Annotated in this window: 22 protein-coding genes and 1 pseudogene; 13 read left to right on the top strand and 10 right to left on the bottom strand. The window is 69.0% G+C overall.

Annotation, left to right across the window (positions count from 1 at the left end; genetic code table 11):
• From BLR05_RS24200 to BLR05_RS24190, 3 genes are all read left to right on the top strand, one after another.
• Positions 1-377: aldehyde dehydrogenase family protein (locus BLR05_RS24200; RefSeq protein WP_143016005.1), on the top strand; the 377-nt coding region annotated here is incomplete at its 5' end.
• Between the two features lie 38 nt (positions 378-415).
• Positions 416-1,231 carry an aldolase/citrate lyase family protein gene (locus tag BLR05_RS24195; RefSeq protein ID WP_092840026.1) on the top strand — a complete coding sequence of 272 codons (816 nt, stop codon included), beginning with the start codon at positions 416-418 and terminating at the stop codon, positions 1,229-1,231.
• 153 nt (positions 1,232-1,384) lie between these two features.
• Positions 1,385-2,071 (top strand): IPTL-CTERM sorting domain-containing protein, encoded by a 687-nt coding sequence (locus BLR05_RS24190; RefSeq protein ID WP_092840023.1) that lies wholly within the window; start codon positions 1,385-1,387, stop codon positions 2,069-2,071.
• A 90-nt stretch (positions 2,072-2,161) separates the two neighbouring features.
• Here BLR05_RS24190 and pmbA read toward each other — a convergent pair whose 3' ends face one another.
• A complete protein-coding gene (gene pmbA, locus BLR05_RS24185; protein ID WP_092840021.1) occupies positions 2,162-3,616 on the bottom strand; it encodes a metalloprotease PmbA in 1,455 nt (484 codons plus the stop codon).
• A 64-nt stretch (positions 3,617-3,680) separates the two neighbouring features.
• Here pmbA and yjgA point away from each other — a divergent pair, with 64 nt between their 5' ends.
• The 3 genes from yjgA to BLR05_RS24170 all read left to right on the top strand — a co-directional run bounded on the left by yjgA (position 3,681) and on the right by BLR05_RS24170 (position 6,277).
• Positions 3,681-4,343, top strand: coding sequence for a ribosome biogenesis factor YjgA (gene yjgA / locus BLR05_RS24180; RefSeq protein ID WP_092840018.1), 663 nt, complete (start codon positions 3,681-3,683; stop codon positions 4,341-4,343).
• Positions 4,344-4,532: 189 nt separating this feature from the next.
• Positions 4,533-5,156, top strand: a complete 624-nt coding sequence (mog, locus tag BLR05_RS24175; protein ID WP_092840016.1) for a molybdopterin adenylyltransferase — start codon at positions 4,533-4,535, stop codon at positions 5,154-5,156.
• Between the two features lie 83 nt (positions 5,157-5,239).
• A complete protein-coding gene (locus BLR05_RS24170; RefSeq protein ID WP_092840032.1) occupies positions 5,240-6,277 on the top strand; it encodes a hypothetical protein in 1,038 nt (345 codons plus the stop codon).
• 21 nt (positions 6,278-6,298) lie between these two features.
• Here BLR05_RS24170 and cysE read toward each other — a convergent pair whose 3' ends face one another.
• The 3 genes from cysE to BLR05_RS24155 are packed head-to-tail and all read right to left on the bottom strand — an operon-like array spanning position 6,299 to position 8,316.
• A complete protein-coding gene (cysE, locus tag BLR05_RS24165) occupies positions 6,299-7,096 on the bottom strand; it encodes a serine O-acetyltransferase (RefSeq protein WP_092840013.1) in 798 nt (265 codons plus the stop codon).
• Positions 7,097-7,144: 48 nt separating this feature from the next.
• A complete protein-coding gene (locus BLR05_RS24160) occupies positions 7,145-7,972 on the bottom strand; it encodes an RNA methyltransferase (protein WP_092840010.1) in 828 nt (275 codons plus the stop codon).
• Positions 7,969-8,316 (bottom strand): trehalose-6-phosphate synthase, encoded by a 348-nt coding sequence (locus BLR05_RS24155; protein ID WP_092840007.1) that lies wholly within the window; start codon positions 8,314-8,316, stop codon positions 7,969-7,971. Before BLR05_RS24155 ends, BLR05_RS24160 begins: the two co-directional genes overlap by 4 nt.
• Between BLR05_RS24155 and BLR05_RS24150 the strand changes: the two genes are divergently transcribed.
• From BLR05_RS24150 to BLR05_RS24135, 4 genes are all read left to right on the top strand, one after another.
• Positions 8,315-9,145: an ABC transporter ATP-binding protein gene (locus BLR05_RS24150; RefSeq protein ID WP_092840004.1), complete on the top strand. Its 831-nt coding sequence runs from the start codon at positions 8,315-8,317 to the stop codon at positions 9,143-9,145. The genes BLR05_RS24155 and BLR05_RS24150 overlap by 2 nt on opposite strands.
• 5 nt (positions 9,146-9,150) lie before the next feature.
• Complete coding sequence (locus BLR05_RS24145; protein WP_092840029.1) at positions 9,151-9,987, top strand: ABC transporter permease; 837 nt, start codon at positions 9,151-9,153, stop codon at positions 9,985-9,987.
• Positions 9,984-10,802 (top strand): ABC transporter permease, encoded by an 819-nt coding sequence (locus BLR05_RS24140; protein WP_092840001.1) that lies wholly within the window; start codon positions 9,984-9,986, stop codon positions 10,800-10,802. Before BLR05_RS24145 ends, BLR05_RS24140 begins: the two co-directional genes overlap by 4 nt.
• 98 nt (positions 10,803-10,900) lie before the next feature.
• Positions 10,901-11,857 (top strand): inositol monophosphatase family protein, encoded by a 957-nt coding sequence (locus BLR05_RS24135; protein WP_092839998.1) that lies wholly within the window; start codon positions 10,901-10,903, stop codon positions 11,855-11,857.
• Positions 11,858-11,900: 43 nt separating this feature from the next.
• On the opposite strand, the gene BLR05_RS24130 is transcribed toward BLR05_RS24135, so the two are convergent.
• The gene (locus BLR05_RS24130) at positions 11,901-13,028 is read right to left on the bottom strand and encodes a response regulator (RefSeq protein ID WP_092839995.1); all 1,128 of its coding nucleotides are present in this window, start codon (positions 13,026-13,028) and stop codon (positions 11,901-11,903) included.
• A 55-nt stretch (positions 13,029-13,083) separates the two neighbouring features.
• On the bottom strand, positions 13,084-17,958 hold the full coding sequence (locus tag BLR05_RS24125; RefSeq protein ID WP_092839992.1) for a PAS domain S-box protein: 4,875 nt from the start codon (positions 17,956-17,958) through the stop codon (positions 13,084-13,086).
• A gap of 203 nt (positions 17,959-18,161) precedes the next feature.
• Here BLR05_RS24125 and BLR05_RS24120 point away from each other — a divergent pair, with 203 nt between their 5' ends.
• Positions 18,162-19,280 carry a mechanosensitive ion channel family protein gene (locus BLR05_RS24120; protein ID WP_225978917.1) on the top strand — a complete coding sequence of 373 codons (1,119 nt, stop codon included), beginning with the start codon at positions 18,162-18,164 and terminating at the stop codon, positions 19,278-19,280.
• 86 nt (positions 19,281-19,366) lie between these two features.
• Positions 19,367-19,552 carry a hypothetical protein gene (locus BLR05_RS27365; RefSeq protein ID WP_225978918.1) on the top strand — a complete coding sequence of 62 codons (186 nt, stop codon included), beginning with the start codon at positions 19,367-19,369 and terminating at the stop codon, positions 19,550-19,552.
• A 271-nt stretch (positions 19,553-19,823) separates the two neighbouring features.
• Here BLR05_RS27365 and BLR05_RS24110 read toward each other — a convergent pair whose 3' ends face one another.
• Positions 19,824-21,602: a sensor domain-containing phosphodiesterase gene (locus BLR05_RS24110; RefSeq protein WP_092839989.1), complete on the bottom strand. Its 1,779-nt coding sequence runs from the start codon at positions 21,600-21,602 to the stop codon at positions 19,824-19,826.
• A 711-nt stretch (positions 21,603-22,313) separates the two neighbouring features.
• Positions 22,314-22,778, bottom strand: a complete 465-nt coding sequence (locus BLR05_RS24105; RefSeq protein ID WP_225979374.1) for a restriction endonuclease — start codon at positions 22,776-22,778, stop codon at positions 22,314-22,316.
• An 8-nt stretch (positions 22,779-22,786) separates the two neighbouring features.
• On the opposite strand from BLR05_RS24105, the gene BLR05_RS24100 reads away from it, so the two are divergent.
• The gene (locus BLR05_RS24100) at positions 22,787-23,725 is read left to right on the top strand and encodes a hypothetical protein (RefSeq protein WP_092839983.1); all 939 of its coding nucleotides are present in this window, start codon (positions 22,787-22,789) and stop codon (positions 23,723-23,725) included.
• A gap of 36 nt (positions 23,726-23,761) precedes the next feature.
• Here the strand turns inward: BLR05_RS24100 and radC are convergent.
• Positions 23,762-24,199, bottom strand: a pseudogene (radC, locus tag BLR05_RS24095) (RadC family protein); the annotation flags it as partial.
• A 57-nt stretch (positions 24,200-24,256) separates the two neighbouring features.
• The coding region (locus BLR05_RS24090) for an integrase core domain-containing protein (protein WP_143015956.1) at positions 24,257-24,524 on the bottom strand (268 nt) is incomplete at its 5' end.

Below are 24,524 nucleotides of genomic sequence, written 5' to 3'. Positions count from 1 at the left end.
TGGATGCGCTGGGCGCCCACTACTACGCACCCACCGTGCTCACGGGCGCGGATGCCAGCATGGCCTGCGCCTGCGAGGAAACCTTCGGCCCGGTGGCGCCTCTCACGGTCTTCGACAGCGAGCAGGAAGTGATCGCCGCCGCCAACGACACCCCCTTCGGCCTGGCCGCATATTTCTACAGCAACGACGTGCGCCGCATCTGGCGTGTGGCCGATGCGCTGGAGACGGGCATCGTGGGTATCAACGAAGGCGCGCTGGCGGCCGAGTCCGCACCCTTCGGCGGCGTGAAGGAGTCCGGCTACGGCCGCGAGGGCTCCACCCACGGGCTGGACGACTACCTGCACACCAAGTACCTCTGCCAGGGTGGGCTCGGCTGATGCCCAACCGCCCTCCGCACTCGACCGGAAACACACCGATGCCAGCACACAACCCCTTCAAAGCCGCCCTGGCCGCCTGCCGTCCGCAGATCGGCCTGTGGCTCTCCATGGCCGATCCGTACCTGGCCGAGGCAGCCGCCACCACGGGCTACGACTGGCTGCTGATCGACGGCGAGCATGCGCCGAACGACCTGCGCAGCACCCTCGGCGCCCTGCAGGCCGTCGCGCCCTACCCGTCGCAGCCCGTGGTGCGCATTGCCGAAGGCAGCACCGCACTCATCAAGCAGGTGCTGGACATCGGCGCGCGCACGCTGCTGGTGCCCATGGTTGACACGCCCGGGCAGGCCTGCGCCATTGCCGCCGCCATGCAGTACCCGCCGCACGGCATCCGGGGCGTGGGCAGCGCCGTCGGCCGCGTTTCGCAATGGAGCGGCCGCGCGGACTACCTGGCCATCGCCGACGACGAGGTCTGCCTGCTGGTCCAGGCCGAAACCGTCACCGCCCTGCGCAACCTGCCCGCGATATGCGCAGTGGACGGCGTGCACGGCGTTTTCATCGGCCCGGCCGACCTGGCGGCCTCCATGGGCCATCGCGGCAACCCTGGCCACCCCGACGTACAGACCGCCATCGAAGGCGCCATGCGGACCATCATCGCCAGCGGCAAGGCCGCCGGCACGCTCACCTCCGACCCGGTACTGGCGCAACGCTACCTGGACCTGGGCTGCACCTTCGTCGCGGTGGGGGTGGACGTGCTGGTGTTCGCCAATGCCGCGCGCGCGCTGCGACGGCGATTCGGCGAGACCTCCACCGATCCCGCCGGCACACCCCCCCCGGGCGCCAGCGCGTCCTACTGACGCGGTCGAGGCCCTGGAGCGCCAGGTCGCCGTGAAACCATCGGTACTGCGATGCGTGCGGGGTTACAAGGATGTTGCGCAACACCAACAAACCATGGCCTTCGCGCAGCTTAAACTGCGCTCGCAACAATTTGCCACACACCGGAGAACGAGATGAAAAAGAGTTTGTTAGGGATTGTCGCCGCCTTGGCCACCAGCGTGTCGTTCGGCGCCACGGTCAATGTCAACAGCACTGGAAACTACGCCACCCTGGAAAACTACACCAACTGCACCACCACGCCAGCCAGCCTGTGCGCTAACTTTCTCACCACGCAGAATGTGACCGGTACGTTCACCACGGCCGGCGCGTTGCCGGCGAACGCCACCAACTTGGAAATCGGATCCACCGTCACGTCCTATAGCTTCTCCAGCGGGTTGGACACCATCGCGTCCACGGACACCAACGCCCGTCTCAACACCCTGCGCATCTCCACGGACGCTTCGGGCAACATCACCAGCGTGAACTTGATGAATGCCGTACTGTGGCAGACCGGCGCCGCGCCGCACAGCACGGCCGACCGCTTCGCCGCTATCGTCATTTTCGGCGCGACCGGGACGTCGACGCACAATTCGGGTTGCCAAACCCTGGGTACCGGCAACAGTGGCGTGACAGACACCTGCCTCGTCTCCACCGTTACCGACACGTCCCGCAGCACTGCAAGAAACGCACCTTTGAGCGTCAGCACGGCCGCCGCCGCGACGGCTGCATCTCCGATTCCCACTGTTTCCGAGTGGGGCCTCATCCTGATGGCTTCGATGCTCGGCCTGTTCGGTATCGCCCGCCTGCGCCGCCCGCGCTGACTGACGCTGGCTGACTGGCTCGCGCGCTTCCTCATTTGCAAAAAAACCCGCCGCTGGCGGGTTTTTTCAAATGCGCATCGGGCGGCGGCCTCAGCTGCCCGCCACTTTCATGCGGTTCACGAGGATCGAGCCCACGGTCTTGGCGCCGTAGTTGTAGGCGTCGGCGCCCACGGCCTCGATGCCTTTCAGCATGTCCTTCAGGTTGCCGGCGATGGTGATCTCATGCACCGGGTAGGCGATACGGCCATTCTCCACCCAAAAGCCGCTGGCACCGCGCGAGTAGTCACCCGTCACGTAATTCACGCCCTGCCCCATCAGTTCGATCACGAAAAGGCCGGTGCCCAGCTTTTCCAGCATGGCGTCGAGGTCGTCTTCCCCGCGGGTGCGGCGCGAGGTGAGCGTGAGGTTGTGCGATCCGCCCGAGTTGCCGGTGGTCTTCATGCCCAGCTTGCGCGCCGAGTAGCTGGACAGGAAGTAGCCCTCCACGCGCCCGGCATCCACCACCTTGCGGGGCGCCACGCGAACGCCTTCGTCGTCGAAGGGCGAACTGCCCTTGCCGCGCAGGATGAACGGGTCTTCCAGGATGTCGATGTGCTTGGGCAGCACCTGCTTGCCCAGCGAGTCGAGCAGGAAGGTGCTCTTGCGGTACAGCGCGCCGCCGCTCACGGCCTGCACGAAGCCGCCCAGCAGGCCGGCCGCCAGAGGCGATTCGAACAGCACGGGGCACTGCGTGGTGGGGATCTTGCGGCTGCCCAGGCGGCTCAGGGCGCGCTCGGCGGCGTAGCGGCCCACCTGGGCCGGCGCGGCCAGTTCGCGCGCATCGCGCATGGAGCTGTACCAGGCGTCGCGCTGCATGTCGGCATTCTTGCCGGGCAGCGCGGCAATCGGAGCCACCGACAGGCTGTGGCGCGAGCTGGCATAGCCGCCGCGAAAGCCGCGCGTGTGGGCGCTGAAGAAATGGCTCTGCTGGGCCGATACGCCCGCGCCTTCGCTGTTGGTGATGCGGCGGCTGGTCTGCAGGGCGGCGGCCTCGCATTCGATGGCAATGCGCGCGGCCTCCTCGCTGGTGATGGCCCAGGGGTGGAACAGTTCCAGTTCGCGGTGCGAATCCTCGGGGGCAATGTCGGCCTCGTCCGGCAGGCCGGCCAGCGGGTCTTCGGCGGTGAAGCGGGCGATGTCGTAGGCGGCCTGCACGGTCTGCTCGATGGCGGCGTCGGAAAAATCCGAGGTGCTGGCGTTGCCGCGCCGGTGGCCGATATAGACCGTCACGCCCAGGGACTTGTCGCGGTTGCGCTCGACGTTCTCCAGCTCGCCCTTGCGCACGCTCACCGACAGGCCGCAGCCCTCGGAAGCCTCCGCGCCGGCATCGGTGGCGCCCAGGCGCAGCGCGTGGGCCAGGGCCCGGTCCACCAGTTCCTCGAACACGCCGCGGCCGTAGCTGAAGCCGTTGCCGGCATCGCCGCCGGCGGGGACGGACGCGGGGGCGGGAGGGCGGGAGGGAGAGGCAGCTGCGCGGGCTGCGGTACGGGGGCGGGTGGTCTTCATATCGCCGGCTATGATACTTGCCGCCTTGCGCCCCCGCCCGGGGCCTCTTTTTGTCCCCTCTCCCATGTCCCGCAAACCCAAAAAAGGCTATTTCGTGAAAGGCCATTTCGTTGCCGAAGGCAGCGAACTGGACCTGCAGCTCAAGGCCGAGCTCAAAGGCACGACCGAAGCCAGCCGCACCGACCTCAAGCGCGAGAGCGATGCGCTGCAGCAGCTCGGCCAGGACCTGCTGACGCTGCGCAGCGACCTGCAGGCGCGCCTGCAGCTGCCCGACAAGCTGCAGGACGCGCTGGCCGAGACGCGGCGCATCACGAACTTCGAGGGCAAGCGCCGGCAGATGCAGTACGTGGGCAAGCTGATGCGCCAGCTCGACGAATCGGTGGTGATCGCCGCGCGCGCCGCGCTGGACGAGCAGCACAACGGCTCGGCCGCCGAAAAGCTCGCGCTGCACGAAGCCGAGCAATGGCGCGAGCGGCTGATCGCGGACGATGCGGCGCTGCCGCTCTGGATGGAGCGCTTCCCGCGCACCGACACGCAGCAGCTGCGCGCGCTGATCCGGCAGGCCCGCAAGGACGCACCCGAAGGCAAGGAGGCCAACGTACAGGTCTCCGAAGGCCTCGCGCCGCGCAAGGGCCGCGCCTACCGCGAGCTGTTCCAGCTGGTGCGCACGCAGATGGACGAAGCCGCCCTGCACGCCCGCCACGAAGAGGCCGAGCGCGATGCATGATGGGGAACACCCCCCTGAGCGGCTGCGCCGCTTCCCCCCGCTCTCGCCATGCTGCGCACGGCGGGCAGGGGGACGACGCCGGTGGCCGGGCAAAGCCCGTTCCACGGCGTCTGCTGGCCTGACCTGCTCCGCGGCCCTCTGACGGATGAGGCCGCAGTGAGCGATACGCCGCGCCCTGGAAGCAATGCAATGAACGAAGTACCTGGATCCTCCCTTCCCGCACCCGAGCCGGTGCGCATCGGCATCGTGTCGGTGAGCGATCGCGCGAGTCGCGGCGTCTATGAGGACCAGGGCCTGCCCGCACTGCGGCAGTGGCTGGAGCGGGCGCTGCACAACCCGGTGCATTTCGAGGAGCGGCTCATCCCCGACGAGCAGGAGCGCATCAGCGCCACGCTCATCGATCTGGTGGACGCCGCGGGCTGCCATCTGGTGCTGACCACCGGCGGCACGGGCCCCGCCCCGCGCGACGTGACGCCCGAGGCCACGCTGGCCGTGGCGTACCGCGAAATGCCGGGCTTCGGCGAGCAGATGCGGCAGATCGGGCTGCGCTTCGTGCCCACGGCCATCCTGTCGCGGCAGGTGGCGGTGATACGCCATGGCAGCCTGGTCATCAACCTGCCGGGGCAGCCCAAGGCCATCGCGGAGACGCTCGAAGGCCTGAAGGACGCCGAGGGCGGGACGGCCGTGCCGGGCATCTTCGCGGCCGTGCCCTACTGCATCGACCTGATCGGCGGCCCCTACCTGGAGACGCGCGAAGCGGTGTGCAAGGCATTCAGGCCCAGGGACGCACGCAGGCCGGCACGGCCGGAGTGAACCCGGGGCGCGCGGGGCTGGCGCGAACCTGGGCCCGACAGTACCATGCGGCGCCCGGGCCTTCGCCCGCCCGACCCATGTCCATGCCCACACTCCTTCTCGCCCTGGTCCAGTTGGCCTTCCTCGTGGCCGTCCTCGTGATGTTCTACCGCCACCGCAGCCTGAAGCGTCGCCAGGACGCACTGGTCCAGCAACTCAAAGGCGTGCAGTACTGGCGCATCAACGTGGCCCGCCCGGGCTTTTTCCGCAGTTGGCTGCGGCTGCTGCCGTTCGAAGGCAAGGGCGTGCTGATCGCCGAGGGCGACGATGCCGTGCGCATGAAAGGGTTCTGGAACCAGGAGGGCCGCCCGTTCGACGTGCCGATCGACCTGCGCCACAGCCGCGCCGAATGGCTGGGCAACCGCAACATGAGGGCGGGCAACCTGTACTGGGCGCAACTGGAGACGCCGCGCGGCACCATCGTGTTCAGCGCGGACACGGGCATGAACGCGCTGCAGTCGCGCGAGGCACTGTCGGACATCTTCCGGGCAGTCTTCCCCGAGCACGAGCTCACCGAGGCGCAGACACGGGACTTCGCGCTCGAGAAGAACCCGCGCAGCGTGCTGGCGATGGCGCTGTTTTTCGGGCTGCTGTTCTTCGCGCTGATCGACACCTTCGCCATTTCGCGCTTCGAACTCACCGACGCCCAGATCGGGCGCATCCTGCGCCATCCGCTGACGTGGGCCGGCACCCTGGTGGCCGCGGCCGCCGCCTACCTGCTGGCCTACCGGCACCTGCTGGGCGGCGAAGTGCCCGCCCGCGAATCGCATGTACTGGCCCTGATGCTGGTCGCCGTGATGGCCGGCAGTGCGCTGCCGCTGGCGAAGCGGCTCGACCAGGTGCTCGCGCAGGCGCCTTCGCGCAACTACGATTACCGGGTCACGGGCACGGCGCGCCTCGAACCCGTCGATGCCACACTCGGACTGCCGGCGATGCGCTTCCCGCGGGCGAAGGAATATTGGGAGCAGTTTCCTGCCGGGTCGGTCTATCAGATTCCGTACCTGCGCGGGCCGATGGGGCTGTGGCAGCTCGACCACGCGGCGTTCGACGCACCGCTGCGCGCCTTCTACGAAAAGCGCTGATGAAGCCGGGGTGCGCCCGGCCTACTTGCCCACCAGCGCGTTGAGCTTCTCTGCCTCGAACTGCTCGTTGCGCTTGGCATCGCACGGCACGCAGTCGCTCGCCTCCGGCGCGGCCTGGGAGAGCTTCTCGATGGCCGCCCACAGCAGCGCGATCTGGCGCTCCTGCGACGACGCGTTGTCGATCAGGCCGCGCATCGCCTGCGAGAGCGGATCGTCTTCCTGCGTGACGCCGTAGGCGGAGAATGCGCGGAACTCCGGCCGCGGCGGGCTGGCGGCTTCGGTGACGTCGGCGCTCTGCCCCGCCCTGGAGGGAATGATGCGGGCGGGAATGCCCACGGCCGTGGCGCCGGCGGGCACGGGCTTGATGACCACGGCATTGCTGCCGATCTTGGCCCCGTCGCCCACCTCGAAGCCGCCCAGCACCTTCGCGCCCGCGCTGACGACCACGTCGCGGCCCAGCGTGGGATGGCGCTTGGTGCCCTTGTAGAGGGACGTGCCGCCCAGGGTGACACCCTGGTAGATGGTGCAGCCGTCGCCGATCTCGGCAGTCTCGCCCACCACCACGCCCATGGCGTGGTCGAAGAAGACGCGCTCGCCGATCTTCGCGCCGGGATGGATCTCGATGCCGGTGAACCAGCGCGCGAAATGGGAGATGAATCGTCCCGGCCACTGGAGGCCGTGCGTCCAGCACCAGTGCGCGGGCCGGTGCAGCCAGATGGCATGCAGCCCCGGATAACAGGTGACCACCTCCCAGGTACTGCGGGCCGCGGGGTCGCGGTCGAGAATGCACTGGATGTCGGAGCGCAGGCGGTCGAACATGGGGTGGGGACTCGTGGAGGAAGCGCGGGGCGGAATCGGCCTTGCAGTCTATCGCTTCGCCTGCGCCGCTTCCGACATGGCCTTGGCGACACCGCGCAGGATGTGGATTTCCTCGGGGGTCGGTTGCGCGCGGTTGAAAAGCTGGTTGAGCCGCGGCATGAGCTTCTTGGGCGCGGCCGGGTCGAGAAAGCCGATGTCCACCAGCGCGCGCTCCCAGTGCGCGAGCATGCCGGCCACCTGGGCGGCGTCGGCCGGCACGGACGCGGGCGCGGCGTCGCGCACGGGGAAGCCACCGAGCGCGAGCCGCCATTCGTAGGCGATCACCTGGATGGCCGCGCCCAGGTTGAGCGAGCCGAAGCCGGGATTGGTGGGAATGGAGAGCGCGACATGGCAGCGGTACACATCGTCGTTTGCCATGCCGAAGCGCTCGGAACCGAACAGGAAGGCCACACCCGCCTCCCAGGCCGCAGCCGCAGCCGCAGCCGCAGCCGCTGGCGCAGCCGCTGGCGCGGAGGCGGAATCGGCGTCCGGCGGCGGCACCGGGGCCGCGCCCCCGGTGGACTGCCGGCGCACCAGCCATTCGAAATGCTCGCGCGGCGAGCGCGTGGGCGGGCCGAAATCGCGCGGCGTCATCGCGGTGGCGCACAGGTGGCTGATGCCGTCCAGGGCCTCGTCCAGCGTGGCGACGATGCGGGCGTTCTCCAGCACGTCCAGCGCGCCGCTCGCGCGCTGGATGGTCTCCTCGCGCCGCAGCACGTTGGGCCAGCGCGGGGCCACCAGGACCAGGTCGCCGAAGCCCATGGTCTTCATGGCGCGGGCGGCGGCGCCGACGTTGCCGGCATGGCTGGTCTGTATGAGAATGAAGCGGGTTTTCATGGGATACGGCGCAGCGGGAACAACACGCGATTGTCGCCGCTGCGCCGCTCCCGTCCGGCGCCCCCGGACCTGCCGTGCCGCCAGTACGGGCCGCGCGGCGCGAAGCGCAGGGCGGCCAGGTAATCCTCGCGCCACTTCGCAAGGTCCTGCGTTTTCACGTTGTCCTGCAGCCGGGCGTGGCGCTCCCTGCGTTCATCCAGCGGCATGGAGAGCGCCGCCTCGTAGGGCTGCGCGATGGCGGGCCGGTACGCCGGTGGCACCCGGATGGCGTCCTGGAGCTGGTGCGCCGCGCGTGCGCAGCCGCCCCGCAGCGGGTTCGTGTAGCATTCGCGCCCTTCCGCCATGGATCACATCGCCGTCCGCCACCTGCACAAGTCCTACCGCATCCACGAGCGCGACCCCGGCGTGCTCGGCGCGCTGCGGGCGCTGGTGCGCCCGCGCCACCGCACGGTCACGGCACTGTCGGACGTATCGTTCACCCTGCAGCGCGGCGAAATGCTGGGCTTCATCGGGCCGAACGGCGCCGGCAAGTCCACCACCGTCAAGATCCTCTCGGGGATCCTGCGGCCCGACGGCGGCAGCGTGGAAATCGACGGGCGCGACCCCTTCGACGAGCGCGAACGGCACGTCGCGCGCATCGGCGTCGTGTTCGGGCAGCGCACGCAGTTGTGGTGGGACCTGCCGGTAGGCGACGGCTTCGCGCTGCTGCGCGACATCTACCGCGTCGATCCGCAGCGCTTCGCACGCACCCGCGACGAACTGGTGGCCCTGCTGCACCTGGAGCGCGTGCTCGATCAGTCGGTGCGCCAGCTGTCCCTCGGCCAGCGCATGCGCGCGGAGATCGCCGCCGCCCTGCTGCACGAACCCGACATCCTCTTTCTCGACGAGCCCACCATCGGCCTGGATGCACCGTCCAAGCTCGCAGTGCGCGACTTCGTGCGGCGCGCCAACCGCGAACGCGGCACCACGGTGCTGCTCACGACGCACGACATGCACGATATCGAGGCGCTGGCCGAACGCGTGATCGTGATCGGCCACGGCCGCGTGCTGGCCGATTGCGGGGTGGAGACCCTGCGCGCGCAGGTCGCGGCCGCGCGGCCGGACGACGAGGACATGACCATCGAGGCCGTGATCGCGCGCTTCTACGCGATGCACGGCGCGGCCGAGGGATGACGGCGATGGACCGGGCCGCACTCCTGCGCCCCTACCGCGCGGCATTCGCATCGCGCTTCCTGGTGATGCTGCAGTACCGTGCCGCGGCATGGGCCGGCTTCGTCACGCAGTGCTGGTGGGGCGGCCTGAAGACGATGGTGATGGCGGCGTTCTACGGCGGCGCAGCGGCGGCCGCGGCACCGATGTCGCTGGAGCAGGCCATCACCTACACGTGGCTGGCACAGGGGCTGTTCGCTCTGCTGCCCTGGAGCGCCGACCCGGAACTGGCCCAGTCGGTGCGCACCGGCGCGGTGGCCTACGACCGGCTGCGTCCGGTGGATGCCTATGCGCTGTGGTTTGCCCGCTCCGCCGGATGGATCGCCGCGCGGGTGCTGCCGCGGGCGGCGCTCATGGCCGCTTTCACCGGGGTGGTACTGCCGGCGGCGGGCCTGGAGGCCTGGGCGCTGCAGCCCCCGGCCGGATGGGGTGCGGCGGCGGCGTTCGCCCTGTCGCTGCTGCTGGCGATGGCGCTCTCCACGTCGTTCGTGATGCTGCTCAACGTGGTCACGGCGGCGGCGCTCAACGAGCGGGGCATCAATACGCTGGCCGGCCCGCTCGTCATCGTGTTCTCCGGCAACCTGCTGCCGCTGGCGCTGCTGCCCGACGGCTGGCAGGCCGCGCTGCTGCTGCAGCCGCTCGCGGGCATCGTGGACATTCCGGCGCGCATCTATTTCGGCCAGCTGTCGGGCGCGGAGGCGCTGGCGGGGCTGGGCCTGCAGTGCTTCTGGGTGCTGGCGGCCGTGGCGCTGGGCCGCGCCCTGCTGCAGCGCACCCTGCGCAACCTGGAGGTGCAAGGCGGATGACACCACGGCCCCCGGGATCGGCGGCGCTGTTCCGGCGCCTCGCGCTGGCATCGCTCGGCGGGCAGGCGCGCTACCCCGCGTCGGCGCTGATGCTCACCGTGGGCCAGGGCCTGGTGACGGCCATCGAGGCGATGGCGGTCTGGGCGCTGTTCCACCGCTTCGGGGACGTGCAGGGCTGGCGCATCGGCGAGGTGGCCGTGTTCTATGGGCTGGTGAACTGCATGTTCGCCATCGCCGACGCACTGGGCCGGGGCTTCGACACGCTGGGCACGCAGTTCCTCCGCACGGGGGCCTTCGACCGGCTGCTGCTGCGCCCGCGCCCCGTGTGGCTGCAGCTGATGGCGCACGACGTGCGCATCAGCCGCGCGGGGCGCCTGCTGCAGGGGCTCGCCGTGCTGGCGTTCGGCACCGTCCATGCCGAGGTGGCCTGGACGGCACAGACCGTGGCGCTGGCGGTGTTCGCGGTGGCCGGCGGCGTGGCGCTGTTCCTGGGCATCCTCGTGCTGCAGGGGGCCGTGTCGTTCTGGACCACCGAGAGCCTGGAGGTGGCCAATGTACTGACCTACGGGGGCGTGGAGGCGGCCCAGTATCCGCTGGCGCTGTATGCGCGATGGCTGCAGCGCCTGCTCACGTTCGCCGTGCCGCTGGCCTGCGTGGCCTACTACCCGGTGCTGCCGATCCTGGGGAGGGCCGATCCGCTCGGCGCACCCGCCTGGGTGGGCTGGATTTCGCCGCTCGCAGGCTTCGCCTTCCTCGCGGCGGCCTTCGGTGTCTGGCGCGTGGGACTGCGGCACCACGCATCGACCGGCAGCTGAAATCCGGCGAGGGCGTTAAAATACGCGGCCATCACGCCCGCATCGCCGGGCCATCCCCCTTGCCGCCCCGTACGGCGCCAGCTCCTTCCTCACAATTCATGTCGTCCAATCTGCACCCCATGCTCAACGTGGCCATCAAGGCCGCTCGCGCCGCAGGCGCCATCATCAACCGCGCGGCGCTCGACGTCGAGGCGGTTCGCGTTTCGCAAAAGCAGATCAACGATTTCGTGACCGAGGTGGACCACGCGAGCGAGCAGGCCATCATCGAGACCCTGCTCACCGCCTACCCGGGCCACGGCATCCTCGCCGAGGAATCGGGCAACCAGCACGGCGCCAGGGATTCGGAATTCGTGTGGGTCATCGACCCGCTGGACGGCACGACCAACTTCATCCACGGCTTCCCCGTGTATTGCGTGAGCATCGCCCTCACCGTGCGCGGCAAGGTCGAGCAGGCGGTGATCTACGACCCCACCCGCAACGACCTCTTCACGGCCACCAAGGGCCGCGGTGCCTACCTGAACGAGCGCCGCATCCGGGTGTCCAAGCGCACCCAGCTCAAGGAAAGCCTGCTGTCCACCGGCTTCCCGTTCCGCCCGGGCGACAATTTCAAGACCTACCTGCACATCATGTCCGACGTGATGCAGCGCACGGCCGGCCTGCGCCGCCCCGGCGCGGCCGCGCTGGACCTCGCCTACGTGGCGGCCGGCTTCACGGAAGGCTTCTTCGAGACGGGCCTGTCCATCTGGGACGTGGCGGCCGGCTCGCTGCTGGTGACCGAGGCCGGCGGCCTGGTGGGCAATTTCACGGGCGAGGCCGACTTCCTGGAGCAGCGCGAGTGCCTGGCGGCCACGCCGCGCATCTACGGCCAGCTGGTGCCGATCCTCTCCAAATACAGCAAGTTCGCCAGCGCGGGCGACAAGGCCGCCGTGCGCCAGGCCGTGCACAACGACACGCCGGCCGGCGAAGCCATCGCTGCGGATGCGGATGTGGATGGCGAATCCGCGCAGGCGCGCGGAGCGGAAGGCGGAGAAGCGGCGCCGCGCGCACCGTTCTGAGGACGGTCGTCGTGCCGGCCGCTTACGGCGGCACGGCACGGCATCACTCCGGATCCGGGTATTTGAGCGCGATCTGCCGGAAGTCCTCGGCCAGGTCCACGAAGGCATCGACCATGTCGGGGTCGAAATGCGCTCCGCGGCCCTTGATGATGGTGGTGCAGGCCTGCTCGTGCGAGAAGGCGGGCTTGTACACGCGCTTGCTGATGAGCGCGTCGTACACGTCGGCCACCGCCATCAGCCGCGCCGAGACCGGGATCGCATCGCCTGCCAGCCCGAGCGGGTAGCCGCTGCCGTCCCATTTCTCCTGGTGGCTGTAGGCGATCTCCTTGGACACGCTCAGGAATGCCACCCGCATGCCCAGCCGCCGCTCGGCGTTCTCGATGGCGTCGCGTCCGAGCGTGGTGTGGGTCTTCATGACCTCGAACTCCTCGGCGGTGAGCTTGCCCGGCTTGAGGAGGATGCTGTCGGGAATGCCGATCTTGCCGATGTCGTGCAGCGGCGCCGACTTGTAGAGCAGGTCGATCATGCGTTCGTTGAGGATGGCCTCGAAGCGCGGATGGCGTGCGAGGCGCTCGGCCAGGGCCTTCACATAGAGCTGCGTCCGGCGGATGTGGTTGCCCGTCTCGTTGTCCCGCGTTTCCGCGAGCGAGGTCATGGCCATGATGGTCACGTCCTGGATGGCCTGCACTTCCAGCGTCCGCAGGGCCACCTCGCGCTCGAGGTAGGCGCTCTTGTCGCGCAGGAAATCCGCCGTGGCCTTGAGGGTGAGGTGCGTGTGCACCCGCGCCAGCAGGATGGGCGGGCTGATCGGCTTGGTGATGTAGTCCACCGCGCCCGCCGACAGGCCGCGCCGCTCGTCCTCCGGCGTGCTGCGCGCGGTCAGGAAGATGACGGGGATGTCCCGCGACGCGGGGTGCGCCTTGAGCTGCCGGCAGACCTCGTAGCCGTCCAGGCCGGGCATCATGATGTCCAGCAGGATCAGGTCGGGCGGAGCGTCCGACTGGGCGATGCGCAGCGCCTTCTCGCCGTGGTTGGCCACCTTGACGAGGTAGTGGTCGCGCAGCAGCGTGGACATGAGCGCCAGGTTGTCGGGGGTGTCGTCCACCACCAGCACCGTGGCGATGGTCCGGTCCTTGAGCATGGGGTCATCGGAGAGCAGGGAAGTGTCCATGGTGGTGCTGATCCTGTGTCTTTCGGATGGCCTGCGGGGCGGGGGATGGGCCGCTTCACGCGGCGCCGGGAACGGTGAAAGGCTCCGGCGGCGCGTCGATGACCGCCAGGGCATGTTCGAAATCGAAATCGCGGATGTGCGTTTCGGCGGCGGCGAAGCCGGACCCGAGGGCGCGGCGCAGCAGCACCGACTGCTGCTGCAGGAAATCCACGGCGCCGGGATCGTCGGCACGCAGCAGCGCGCACAGCTGGGCGAGCGCAGACTGCTGCGCGGGCTCCGAACCGCCCTCGGACGCATCGGCCGCAGCCGCCGTGCCGGCCACCGCGGCTCCCGGCTGCGCACCCGCCAGGCGCCATTGCGCCAGGCCCAGCAGCAGGGCATCGAGCCGGTCGCACACCGCCAGGGCCTGGGCGGAGGCATCGCCCCCGGCCCCGTCGGCGCGCAGGACCTGCTCCAGTTGGTGCGCAGCGTGCGCCAGCGGGATGGCGCCGATGTTGCCGGCCACCGACTTGAGGGTGTGCGCCAGCCGCTCGGCCAGGCCGCGGTCCCCGCCGTGCAGCGCGGCCTGCAAGGCGGCCGCGGTGTCGCGCTGCCCGTCCATGAAGCGCCGCAGCAGGTCGCCGTAGAGCGCGGGCCGGCCCAGGGCGCGCTGCAGGCCGGCGGCGATGTCCAGCCCCTCCACGCCGTCCGGCAGCGCCTCCGGCGCACTGCCCTGCCCCGCACCGGACTGCGGCGCGTCACCCAGGACGCCATCGATGCCGATGCCCGGCCGCGGGCGCACCCAGCGGGCCAACGCACGCCACAGCATGCCCGGCTCGATCGGCTTGGGAACGTGGTCGTTCATGCCGGCCTCGAAGCAGCGGCGCCGGTCGGCTTCCATCGCGTTCGCGGTCATTGCGATGATGGGCAGGCGCGCGTGCCGCGGATCGGCGCGCAGGCGGCGCGTGGCCGTCTCGCCGTCCATCACGGGCATCTGCATGTCCATGAGCACCACGTCGTATTCGGTGTGCGCCACGCAGTCCAGCGCCGCCTGTCCGTGGGCCGCGACGTCCACGATGAAGCCGGCGCCGCGCAGCAACTCCACGGCCACGAGCTGGTTCAGTTCATTGTCCTCCACCAGCAGCACCGAGGCGCCGCGCAGTTGCGGCGGCGGCTGGTCGTCGTCGGGCCGCGCCAGGTGCGCGTGGGCCGGCAGCCAGCCGTGGGCCAGCGGTTGCACCAGCGTGTCGTAGAGCACCGAGGCGCTCACCGGCTTGACCAGCACCGTCTCGATGCCCTGCTCCCGCGCGGCCGGCATGATCTCTTCGCGGCCGTAGGCCGTCACCATGAGCATCTGCGGCGCCTGGTCCAGGCCCAGTTCGTGGATGCGCCGGGCCAGTTCGATGCCGTCCATGCCCGGCATGCGCCAGTCGATGAGCAGCAGGCCGTAGGGCTCGCCGTCCGCAGCGGCGTACCGCAGCATGTCCAGCGCCTGTGCGCCGGCATGGGACTCGCGGGTCTCGAAGCCCATGCTGCGCAGCATCTCCGAGAGCACGGCGGCGGCCGTGTGGTTGTCGTCCACGATGAGCACGCGCCCGTTGCGCAGCGCGGGCGGCAGCGGCGGCGCGGGCATCGAACCCTCGGCGCACTCGAGCGGCAGCATGACCCAGAAGGTCGAGCCCTCGCCCAGGACGCTTTCGGCGCCGACCTCGCCGCCCATGAGCTCGGCCAGGTTCTTGGAGATGGCCAGCCCCAGGCCGCTGCCGCCGAAGCGCCGCGTGGTCGAGGCATCGGCCTGCTGGAAGCTCTGGAAGAGCCGGCCCATCTGCTCGGGCGCCATGCCGATGCCCGTGTCGCGCACCTCGAAGCGCAGCAGCACGCGCCGGCCGTGGCGCTCCACCATCCGCACGCGCACGTGGATCTCGCCGCGCTCGGTGAACTTGATCGCGTTGTTGGCGAAATTGATGAGGATCTGGCCCAGCCGCAGGGCATCGCCCACGAGGTGGGGCGGCACGTCCGGCGCGACGTCGAGCACCAGCTCCAGCCCCTTCACGCCGGCCTTGTAGCCCACCACGTCGGCCATGCCCTCCAGCACGCGGTCGAGCATGAAGGGCTGCTTTTCCACGACCAGCTTGCCGGCTTCGATGCGGGAGAAATCCAGGATGTCGTTGATCACCCCGAGCAGGTGCTGGCCGGCCTGCTGGATCTTGGCGACGTAGTCGGCCTGGCGCGGCGTGAGCCCTGACTTGAGCGCGAGGTGCGACATCCCGATGATGGCGTTCATCGGGGTGCGGATCTCGTGGCTCATGTTGGCCAGGAAGTTGGATTTGAGCGCCGTGGTTTCCTCGGCCAGCTCCTTGGCCCGGCGCAGCTCCCGCTCGGCCCGCTGGCGGTCGGTGATGTCCACCAGCGTGCCGATGGAGCCGCCGGGCGAGCCGTCGGGCCGCTGGAAGCCGTGCAGCCAGAACAGCGTGTGGTGGATCTCGCCATCGGCATAGGTGAGATCGACCTCTTTGTGGACCGGCGGGCCGCCGGCGCGGATAGCGCGGGCGTCGGCCTCGAATTCGGCGCGCTCGGCCTGGTTGAGAAAGGCTGCCTCGTGCACCGTCCTGCCCAGGAAGTCCTCCCGGCGGATGCCGAAAGCCTCTTCGTAGGCCCGATTGAATCCCCGGTAGCGCCCGTCCCCATCCTTGTGGAAGAGCGGGATCGGAATGGCATCCACCAGCGCCTGCTGGAACGCGAGCTGGTCCGCCAGGCGGGCCTCCAGTTCCTTCTGCTCATGCACGTCCACCTGCACGCCGATGAGCCGCCGCGCCCGTTCCTCGGCATCCCGCTCGATGCGCGCCGCGCACAGCAGCCAGCGCTCGCTGCCGTCCGGGCGCACCACGCGCCAGGAATCCTGCAGGCCGGTGGCCGTACCCGCCAGGGCCGCATCCAGATGCGCCTGCACGCGCGGCCGGTCCTCCAGATGCAGGCTGTCCATCCAGTCGGCCAGCCGCAGGCCCTGCGGCCGGTGCGGCAGTCCGTAGAGGGATTCGAGCTTTTCGCTGAACATGAGGTGGTCACGCGCCAGGTCGAGGTCGAAGACGCCGACACGGCCGGCCTCCTGCGCCAGGAGCAGGCGCTCGTTCATCTCGCGCATGGCCGCCTCGGCGCGCCGCGCTTCCGTGACGTCCTCGATCACCCAGATGCAGGCCTCCCCGTAGCCCTGCAGTGGCAGCACGCGGCCCGACAGCCGCGCCTCGAAGACCGTGCCATCCCGGCGCACCAGCCGCGCGACCTCCCGCACGGATTCACCCGCCTCCAGCCGGCTGTCGATGCGCGCCATGAAGCGCCGGTGGAGCTCCTCGCCGCCGAAGATGGTTTCCACCGCGCGCCCCTCGAGTTGCCCCGGCTGCGCGCCCAGCAGCTCGAGGCAGGCGGGGTTGAAGCGCAGCAGGCGGCCGTCGGCCACGATCAGCACGGGCGGTGCGTTGTAGAAGATGGCCGTCTGCTGCGCGAGCGCGTCGTTGAGTTCGCGCTCGCGCTGCTGCAGTTCCTGGTGGGCCGTGACACGCTCGGTCACGTTCTCGTGCAGCCCCACGATCGCGATGCGCCGGCCGCGGTCGTCGAACACCGGCGAGAGCGTGGCCTCGTCGTGGTACACCGTGCCGTCCTGCCGCTGGTTGATGAATTCGCCGCGCCAGGGCAGGCCCGCGATCAGCCGCGACCACATCTGCCGGTAGGTTTCCGGCGGGGTCTGGCCCGAGGCCACCAGCGAGGGCTTGCGGCCGCGCACCTCGTCCAGGCTATAGCCCGTGTTGGCCTCGTACTGCGAATTGACCCAGTCGATGCGGCCCTCGGCGTCGGTGATGACCACGGCCACGGGGCTGGACTGCAACGCCGCGCCCAGCACGCGGAAGCGCTCCATGGCCAGCGCCATGCGCGCGCGATGGCGCATCATGTCCAGCAGCATGCCGCCCAGCACCAGCAGCAGCGCGAACACGCCCACGCCGATCTGCCAGCGTTGCGGCGCCGGCAGCAGCGCATGCAGGTCGTCGAGCATCACCAGCTGCCACGGGCCGTCCGGGTCGTGCCACTCGAGGCTGCGGCGCTCCACCGCATAGCGCACGCCCCCCACCACGGCCTCGCGCGCGTCCGGCCGGAACGGCAGGGCCTGCGCCACGCCGCTGTCGAACAGCGTGCCGAACTGGCGCTGCCGCCGGATCGCGTCGATGCGCTCCTGCGTCAGCGGCGGCGCGATGGCATAGCGCCACTCCGGCCGCGTGGCAGCGAACGCGACGCCCTGCGGCGACAGCAGCGCCATGGGGTAGCCAGAGCGCTGCAATTGGGTCTCCACCGGCTCGAAGGACATCTTCACGAGCACCACGCCCACGATCACGCTCGCGGGCGTATCGCCCCCGTAGAGCGGCGCGGCGTAGTACAGCCCACGGTCCTGCGAGTTCGTGCCGAGCGCGGGATACACGTTCACAGCGCCGCGCATCGCCTGCAGGAAATAGGGCCGGTGCGACAGGTCCAGCCCCAGCGCCGGGTTGGCCGGCGTCTCGTGCGCCACCACGCGGCCGCCGGCGTTCAGCACATACACCCCGCTCACCAGGAAACGGCCGCGGGCCACGGCCAGGCGGGCGAGCGCTTCCGGCGCGTTGGGTGGCAGCGTGCCGAGCGCGACGGCCTTCAACGCGGGTTCGCTCAGGCCCAGCAGGGCCACCGCGCCCAGCAGCGGGCTGCCCGCGGTCTGGCTCATCAGTACCTCTGCGACGTGGCCGAGCAGGCCTTCGCGCTCCTGGGCGCGGCCAGCCTCCCGCCACTCGGCCACGGCGGCTACCGCCAGCCATGCGCCCACGGCGGACAGCGCCACCACCACCGCCCAGCCCCGCAGCCACTGGCCATCGCGCTGGGCCACCTTGTCGAACAGCGCTGCCAGGCTGCCCAGGCGGGGGCTCATGCGCATGGACGCTCCCCGGGGGATGGTTCCCCGGCGCCCCCGGGCACCGCCGGGCCATGCGGCCGCGCCGGCCACCGCAGGGCGGCCGCAGGAACAGGAGAGGCTTCGGCAGACACGTCGCTTTGAACCTTCGCAAACGGCAGGAAACACACCACACGTGGAGGCCCACGCGCACAGGCACCCCACAGTATGGCAAAAGGTAACAAAGCATGGATTTTTTTACACACCTCTCTCCCTGGCTGGCGACGGCGGTCGCCGCACTCATCGCGGTCACGGCCGCTGCGGTGGTGCATCGCATCGCGGCCCTCGTCGCCCTGCGCGCCACACGCGGCGTGCCCGTCCTGCACGCGGTGGTGCAGGCCTGCGTCCCCGTGGCACGTCTGCTGCTGCCCCTGGCGGCGCTGCAGGTCGTCTGGGCGGCGGCGAGCAATGAGCAGCCCTACATCGGGACCGTCCGGCACACGGGCGGGCTGGCGCTGATCGCGGCCGTGGCCTGGCTGCTGGTGGCAGGCATCGGCGGCCTGGCCGACGGCGTGATCGCCCGCTATCCGGCCGACGTGGAAGACAACCTCGCTGCGCGCCGCATCGCCACCCAGGCGCGCGTGCTGTCGCGCACTGCCATGACAGGCGTGGTGATGGCCGCCCTCGCCCTCATGCTGATGACGTTTCCCGGCGCGCGGCAGGTCGGGGCCAGCCTGCTGGCCTCCGCGGGCGTCGTCGGCATCGTGGCCGGTATCGCCGCCCGGCCGGTGTTCAGCAACATGATCGCCGGCCTGCAGATCGCGCTGGCGCAGCCCATTCGCATCGACGACGTGCTGATCGTGGAGGGCGAATGGGGCCGGGTGGAGGAAATCACCGGCACCTACGTGGTGCTGCGCATCTGGGACGAACGCCGGCTCATCATCCCGCTGCAATGGTTCATCGAGAACCCGTTCCAGAACTGGACCCGTACCAGCTCGGCCATCCTGGGCACCGTGTTCCTGTACGCCGACTACCGCATGCCGCTGGAACCACTGCGCAAGGAACTGGACCGCATCCTGGCCACCGCGCCGGAATGGGACCAGCGCGTGAAGGTGCTGCAGCTCACCGACGTGACGGAGCGCACCATCCAGATCCGCGTGCTGGTGTCGGCCCGCTCGTCCGGGCTGGCGTTCGACCTGCGCTGCCGCGTGCGGGAAGCCCTCGTCGCATTCATGCAACACGAATACCCGGAAGGCCTCCCGCAGACACGGGCACTGGTGTCAAGCGTCGGCGGGGCGGAGGAACGGCCAGCTCCCTCGCCCGACGCGCGCGGACCCGACGGCCATCCGCATGCGGTGGGCGACTGAAGCGCTGCCAGCGTCCGCGGATCAGCAGCCGGCCGGGACCAGGGCAGCGTCAATAATTCGCAGTTCCGCCAACTCACCGGCCCCCGATGAATACGCTCTGGTTCCTGCTGCTTCTGCCCGTCCTCCGGATCAACGCCTGCCGGATGCTCGCCACGCGGTCGGGCTGGCGCGCGCTCGCCGCCCGATGTCCGCAGTACACGCCGCCCGGTGGAGATACCGTCCGTTTCGCCTCGGCACGCATGGGGCGCATGCACGGCTCGCCGGTCCACTAAGCCAATTGCCTGACCGTGGCCACGGGACCTGAAGGGCTGTCGCTGTCCGCGCCATGGTTCGTCTTGTTTCACCGCCCGTCCATCACCCTGCCCTGGCAGCAACTGCAGACAGTGGAACCCATCGCGGATTCCGGAAATGCGCGCGTACGGCTGCGCGAAGGCGGAGAAGGCCCGGCTGAATTCCTCCTGATGGGGCGTGCGGGCCAGCGGGCAACGGCCGCGTTCGACAGGTTCGGACGCTCGGGGGCGTAGCCGACACTGCTCTATCCGCCTAGGTCTCCCATTCCGGCAACGGTACCCGCAGGAATTCCGGTATCGCCTCCGCCTCCAGCGGCCGCGACAGGTGGTATCCCTGCACCGCGTCGCACCCCGCGCCCGCCAGCATGCTGAACGCCTGGCCGGTCTCCACGCCTTCGGCCAGAATGCGGTAGCCCAGCGCGTGGCCCAGCGATATCAGCGACTGCACCAGCAGCCATGCCCGTGTGTCGCCATCGATGGGCTGGACCAGCGACTGGTCCAGTTTCAGCAGCTCCACCGGCAGGCGGCGCAGGCATGCCAGGTTGGAATAGCCCATGCCGAAATCGTCCAGCGAAATCTGGACGCCCATCGCCCGGATTGCTTCCAGCGCGGCCTGGGTGCGCGCGCTGGTCATCACCGCGTTCTCGGTGCACTCCACGTGCAGGTAACGCGGATCGACGCCGGCCGACATGCAGATCAGCCGCACATCGTCCACGAACGCGGACTGCTCCAGGTTGCGGGAGGAGACGTTGACGGCCATCGTGAGTTCGATTCCCTGCCCGTGCCAGCGGGCCAGCTGCTCCAGCGCGGTGCGCAGCACCCAGCGGGTGAACTCGTGGATGAGCGCGCCGCCTTCCACCAGCGGGATGAATTCGCCCGGCGACACATCGCCCAGTTCAGGATGGCGCCAGCGCGCGAGCGATTCCACGCCGGTGAACGCGCCGGCCCGCAGGTTGAGCTTGGGCTGGTACACCAGCCTGAATTCACCGCGCGCCAGGGCCGGCGAGATGTCCCGCATCAGGCGGTAGGCGCGGCGGTGGGCAGCGTCCAGCGCGGCATCGTGCCATGCAAAGACCGCCCCGCTGCCCAGCACCGAGTACAGGGCCGCGCCGGCCATCCTCAGCGCGTCGCCCGGGCTGACGGCGCCGGGATCGAACTCCACCAGCCCGGCCATGGGCGCCAGTTCGATCACGCGCCCGCCGGAGGCCATCGGTCCGGCCAGTCGGGCCAACGCTGCCGCGGCGAATGCCTCGCGCTGAGAGTGGGTGTTTCCCGCAGGCTCCATGCAAAAGCGCATCTCGCCCACGTGATAGACGGCGACGCCCGGCCCGGCAAGCTGCCTGAGCCTGGCGGCAAAGGCGATGGCCAGCGATTCGAGCGGCTCGATGCCCACCGCGCGGGATTCGGCCAGCATGCGTTCATGGTCCATGATTTCGACCAGCATCAGCGCCGACGGCGTGCCGGCGGGCCGGGCGCGCAGGTCCTGGAACAGTTGCGCGCGGTTGGGCAGCCGCGTCACGGCATTGACCCTGCCCGCGCGCTGGTGCAGCTCGATATGCGCCATGGTCATTCTGGCCAGCGTGGCCAGCTGGTCGCGCTGTTGCGGGCTGAACGTGCGGGGACGATGGTCCAGCACGCACAGGGTGCCGAGCACGTGGCCCGAGTCCAGCAGCAGGGGAGCACCGGCATAGAAACGGATGCAGGGCTCGCCCGTCACCAGGAAATTGCCCTCGAACCGCGGATCGAGGGCCGTGTCTTCCACCACCATGACATCGGCCGTTTCCACGACGCGGGTGCAGAAGGACGACGCCCGGTCGGTCTGAGCCAGCGGGAAGCCGAGGCGCGACTTGAACCATTGGCGATCGGCGTCCACGAAGGTCACCAGCGACACGGGCATGTCGAAGATCTGGCTGGTCAGGCGGGTGATCTGGTCGAACTCCTCGCTCGCCGGGGTATCGAGCAGCATCGAGCAGTCGAGAAGATGGAGCCGCTCCCTCTCCCGGGCATCGGCCGACGATTCATGGTCTGGCATTTGAGAGGTGTTCTCGCGGGCAGGCGTCTGGGTTGACGAAGGTCTCGGGAACCGGAAAAAGGCGTCACGCGCCGGGTCCATGATCCCATGCTTGCCGAAACTGAACAACCGAGTTCCACGCAGGATAATCGCTCCATCGCATCGGACTCATCCGGCAGGCGCCCCGGCTTCGGCGCGCCTGCCCAGCGCCATGGACAAAGGTACCAATTTGCAGAACGACAAGGAGCCATCGCCGATGGCCGAGGGGAACCCCGCCGATTTCTCCGCCCATACACCCCCATTGTGATCCTTGAGGGATCTGCAGGGGCCGCCATCAAGGTCTTTTTCTCTTTATATTCAATAGTTTAGAGAAGCCACGCCCGACTGTGCCGGAGCGCTCCGTTGGCTTGGAATGGCATGGTTTGGCGATCAATTTGTCCCAAATTTGTCCCAAGAGATCGGCCCGGAAACTGAGGCATAGACTGGGGTGTGTCAGGGTACTTGGATAGAACTCGCCAGCGCGCGCCGTACCTCGCTTGAACATCTGCCGCCCCGCACCAGGGATGCGAAAGCAGCTCATTGAAGGCGCGCGATTTCGCGGTCGCCGAGCCAGCCTGAGGCCGCAGCGTTAACTTAAGAAGAAGTCGCGAATCCTCTTGAACGGAGGCCCGGTTTCCGCCGCACGTCGAACCTTCCGGTCAGTCGCGAAGGCGAACGGTAACTCGCAATTAGCTACCACTCGCTCAAGAACTCGTTGACGCGCTCAAGAGTGCTGTAGCCAGCGTGAATCAGGATTTCGGCGATGTCACGTCCACAAACGAAAACAATGGGATGTCGGTCATTCCGTACTTCTTCGTAGGCCTGGCGTGCGATCACCGATGTAGTCACCAGCACGCCAAACTGGCGGTGACGAATTCTTGAGATCAACCGTGCCACCTCCCGCACGCCTACCGTGTTGGCAGCAGCCTCAGTGGAGCGTGGGCGATAGCACTTCGCTTCCAGCGCAAACTCGGCATAGACAGGGTCCTCGCTCAAGCCCAACACGTAACGGCCAATCGCATCGCGACCACCGTCGACGCTGGCGCGAGTGACCTCATCTATGAGAACCCTGCGGTCGGTCATCTGATAAATCCGAGCGGCGAACGGCTCGAATGCGTGCGGCGAGTCTTTGAACCGTTGCCAGACACGATCAAGGATGGCTGAGCGTGGCCGCCAGCCTCGCGTACTCGTCGTCGCTGCGCATCGCGGTGCTGGTGGAGACGCCGCTGCCCGAGAACCTGCACAGCGACATCGACCTGCTGTTGCAGCCCGATGACGAACCCATCGACAGCGAGCCCATTGACGTGCTCGGTATCATCACCGCGTCCGGCGATCTGCAAGTGGTGCAGCCCTTCGTCCAACGACGGCTGGCGCCGTCGGCAGCGCAGCACTTCGCGACGGACCAGCGTCTGCCGCAGGTGCTCGAAGACGCGCTCAGTCAATCAGTAACGAAGCGCCCTTACGGCGTGATCGTGCTTGGTATCACGCCGGGCGACACAGACCGCAAGGTGCTGCTGGAAGCTGTGCTGCCGCTGACCGAGCATGCCGGGCCGGCGGTACGCATCCAACCGACTTTCAGCCCCGGCTACGGGAGGGACCCTTCTCCGCTGTCGCCCCACTTCCAGGGACTGCCCGTCTTTCCATCGATCGAGAGCGCGTATGCGAGCGGCTACCGTCGCATGGTGCTCGAATCGTCTAATCATGCCGCCGCGGAAGCCATTGCCCGGCATGCGCACGAAGTGTGCTTCCTGCTCCGCTCCTGGTCGACCGAAGTCGAAGGGGCCTGGATGAGCAGCCTCCCGGATCATATGGACAAGCCCAATGCGCTCGATGTCGTCACTGCCATCCTGTGCGTAGCCGACGTACCCGCCAAGTCGGGGATGCTGGCGGTCTGCGATGCCTACATCGGTGGGGCGTCGCCCGCCCCGGCGGACGGCGACGTCGACAGGCTCGCAGAGCATATGGTGGCGCATCGCGCGGTACGCTGGGAAGACCAACTGGATGCCCTGTTGGCGTCGAAGAAGGTGACACCGGCCCAAGCCAAGAAGGCTTTGCGCCGCCACAACGTGGAAGCGCATCTGGCGTCGAAGACCGCGCAGGTCTGACGGCCCGGATGATCGAAGGGGCCGATGCCCCTTCGATCAGAGCAGGCCGCGTTCGGCAAAGGATGCCGTGGCCTCCCCACCGACGACGACGTGATCCAGCGTGCGCACGCCCACCAGGGTCAGCGCCTCCTTGAGCCGCTGGGTCAGCAGTTCGTCCGCCCGGCTGGGCTCGGGGTTCCCGCTGGGGTGGTTGTGCGAGAAGATGACCGCCGCCGCATTGAGCCGCAGCGCCGCCTTGACGACTTCGCGCGGATACACCGCCGTCGCATCGATCGTGCCGCGGAACATCTCGACGTACTCGATCAGCCCATGCTGGCTGTCCAGGAACAGCACCGCGAACACTTCGTGCTCGAAGCCCGCCAGCTTGGTGCGCAGGTAGTCCTTCACCATCGCCGGTGACGTGAAGACCGTGCCGCGCGGCATCTTCTGCCCGATGACTTCGCGCGCGGCAGCGAGGATCTGGTCCGCAGTGGCTGACCTGCCCCCTTCAGCCGTGCCAATGTTGAGTTAGCGAGTCCAAGGGTTTGGAGATTACTTGATCTCCGGTTGTTGCACAGCATCGCCAGTGCGCTGGCGATGCTGTGCGGCGAAACTGGCCGGCGGTATGCGCCCCAGTGAGCTGTGCGGGCGTACTTCGTTGTAGTCCCGCCGCCATCGGGCAATCTCCTGCCTGGCCTGTGGCAGTGACTCGAACCACTGCTCATTGAGGCACTCATCCCTGAACTTGCCGTTGAAGCTCTCAATGTAGGCGTTCTGCGTCGGGCAGCCTGCGTCGTTGAGCAAGTGCCGAACGCCCCGG

It is taken from the genome of Paracidovorax cattleyae, assembly GCF_900104515.1.
Lineage (GTDB): Bacteria > Pseudomonadota > Gammaproteobacteria > Burkholderiales > Burkholderiaceae_C > Paracidovorax > Paracidovorax cattleyae.
The sequence above is the reverse complement of the archived record's forward strand: the minus strand, read 5'-3'. Positions and strand labels throughout refer to the sequence as shown.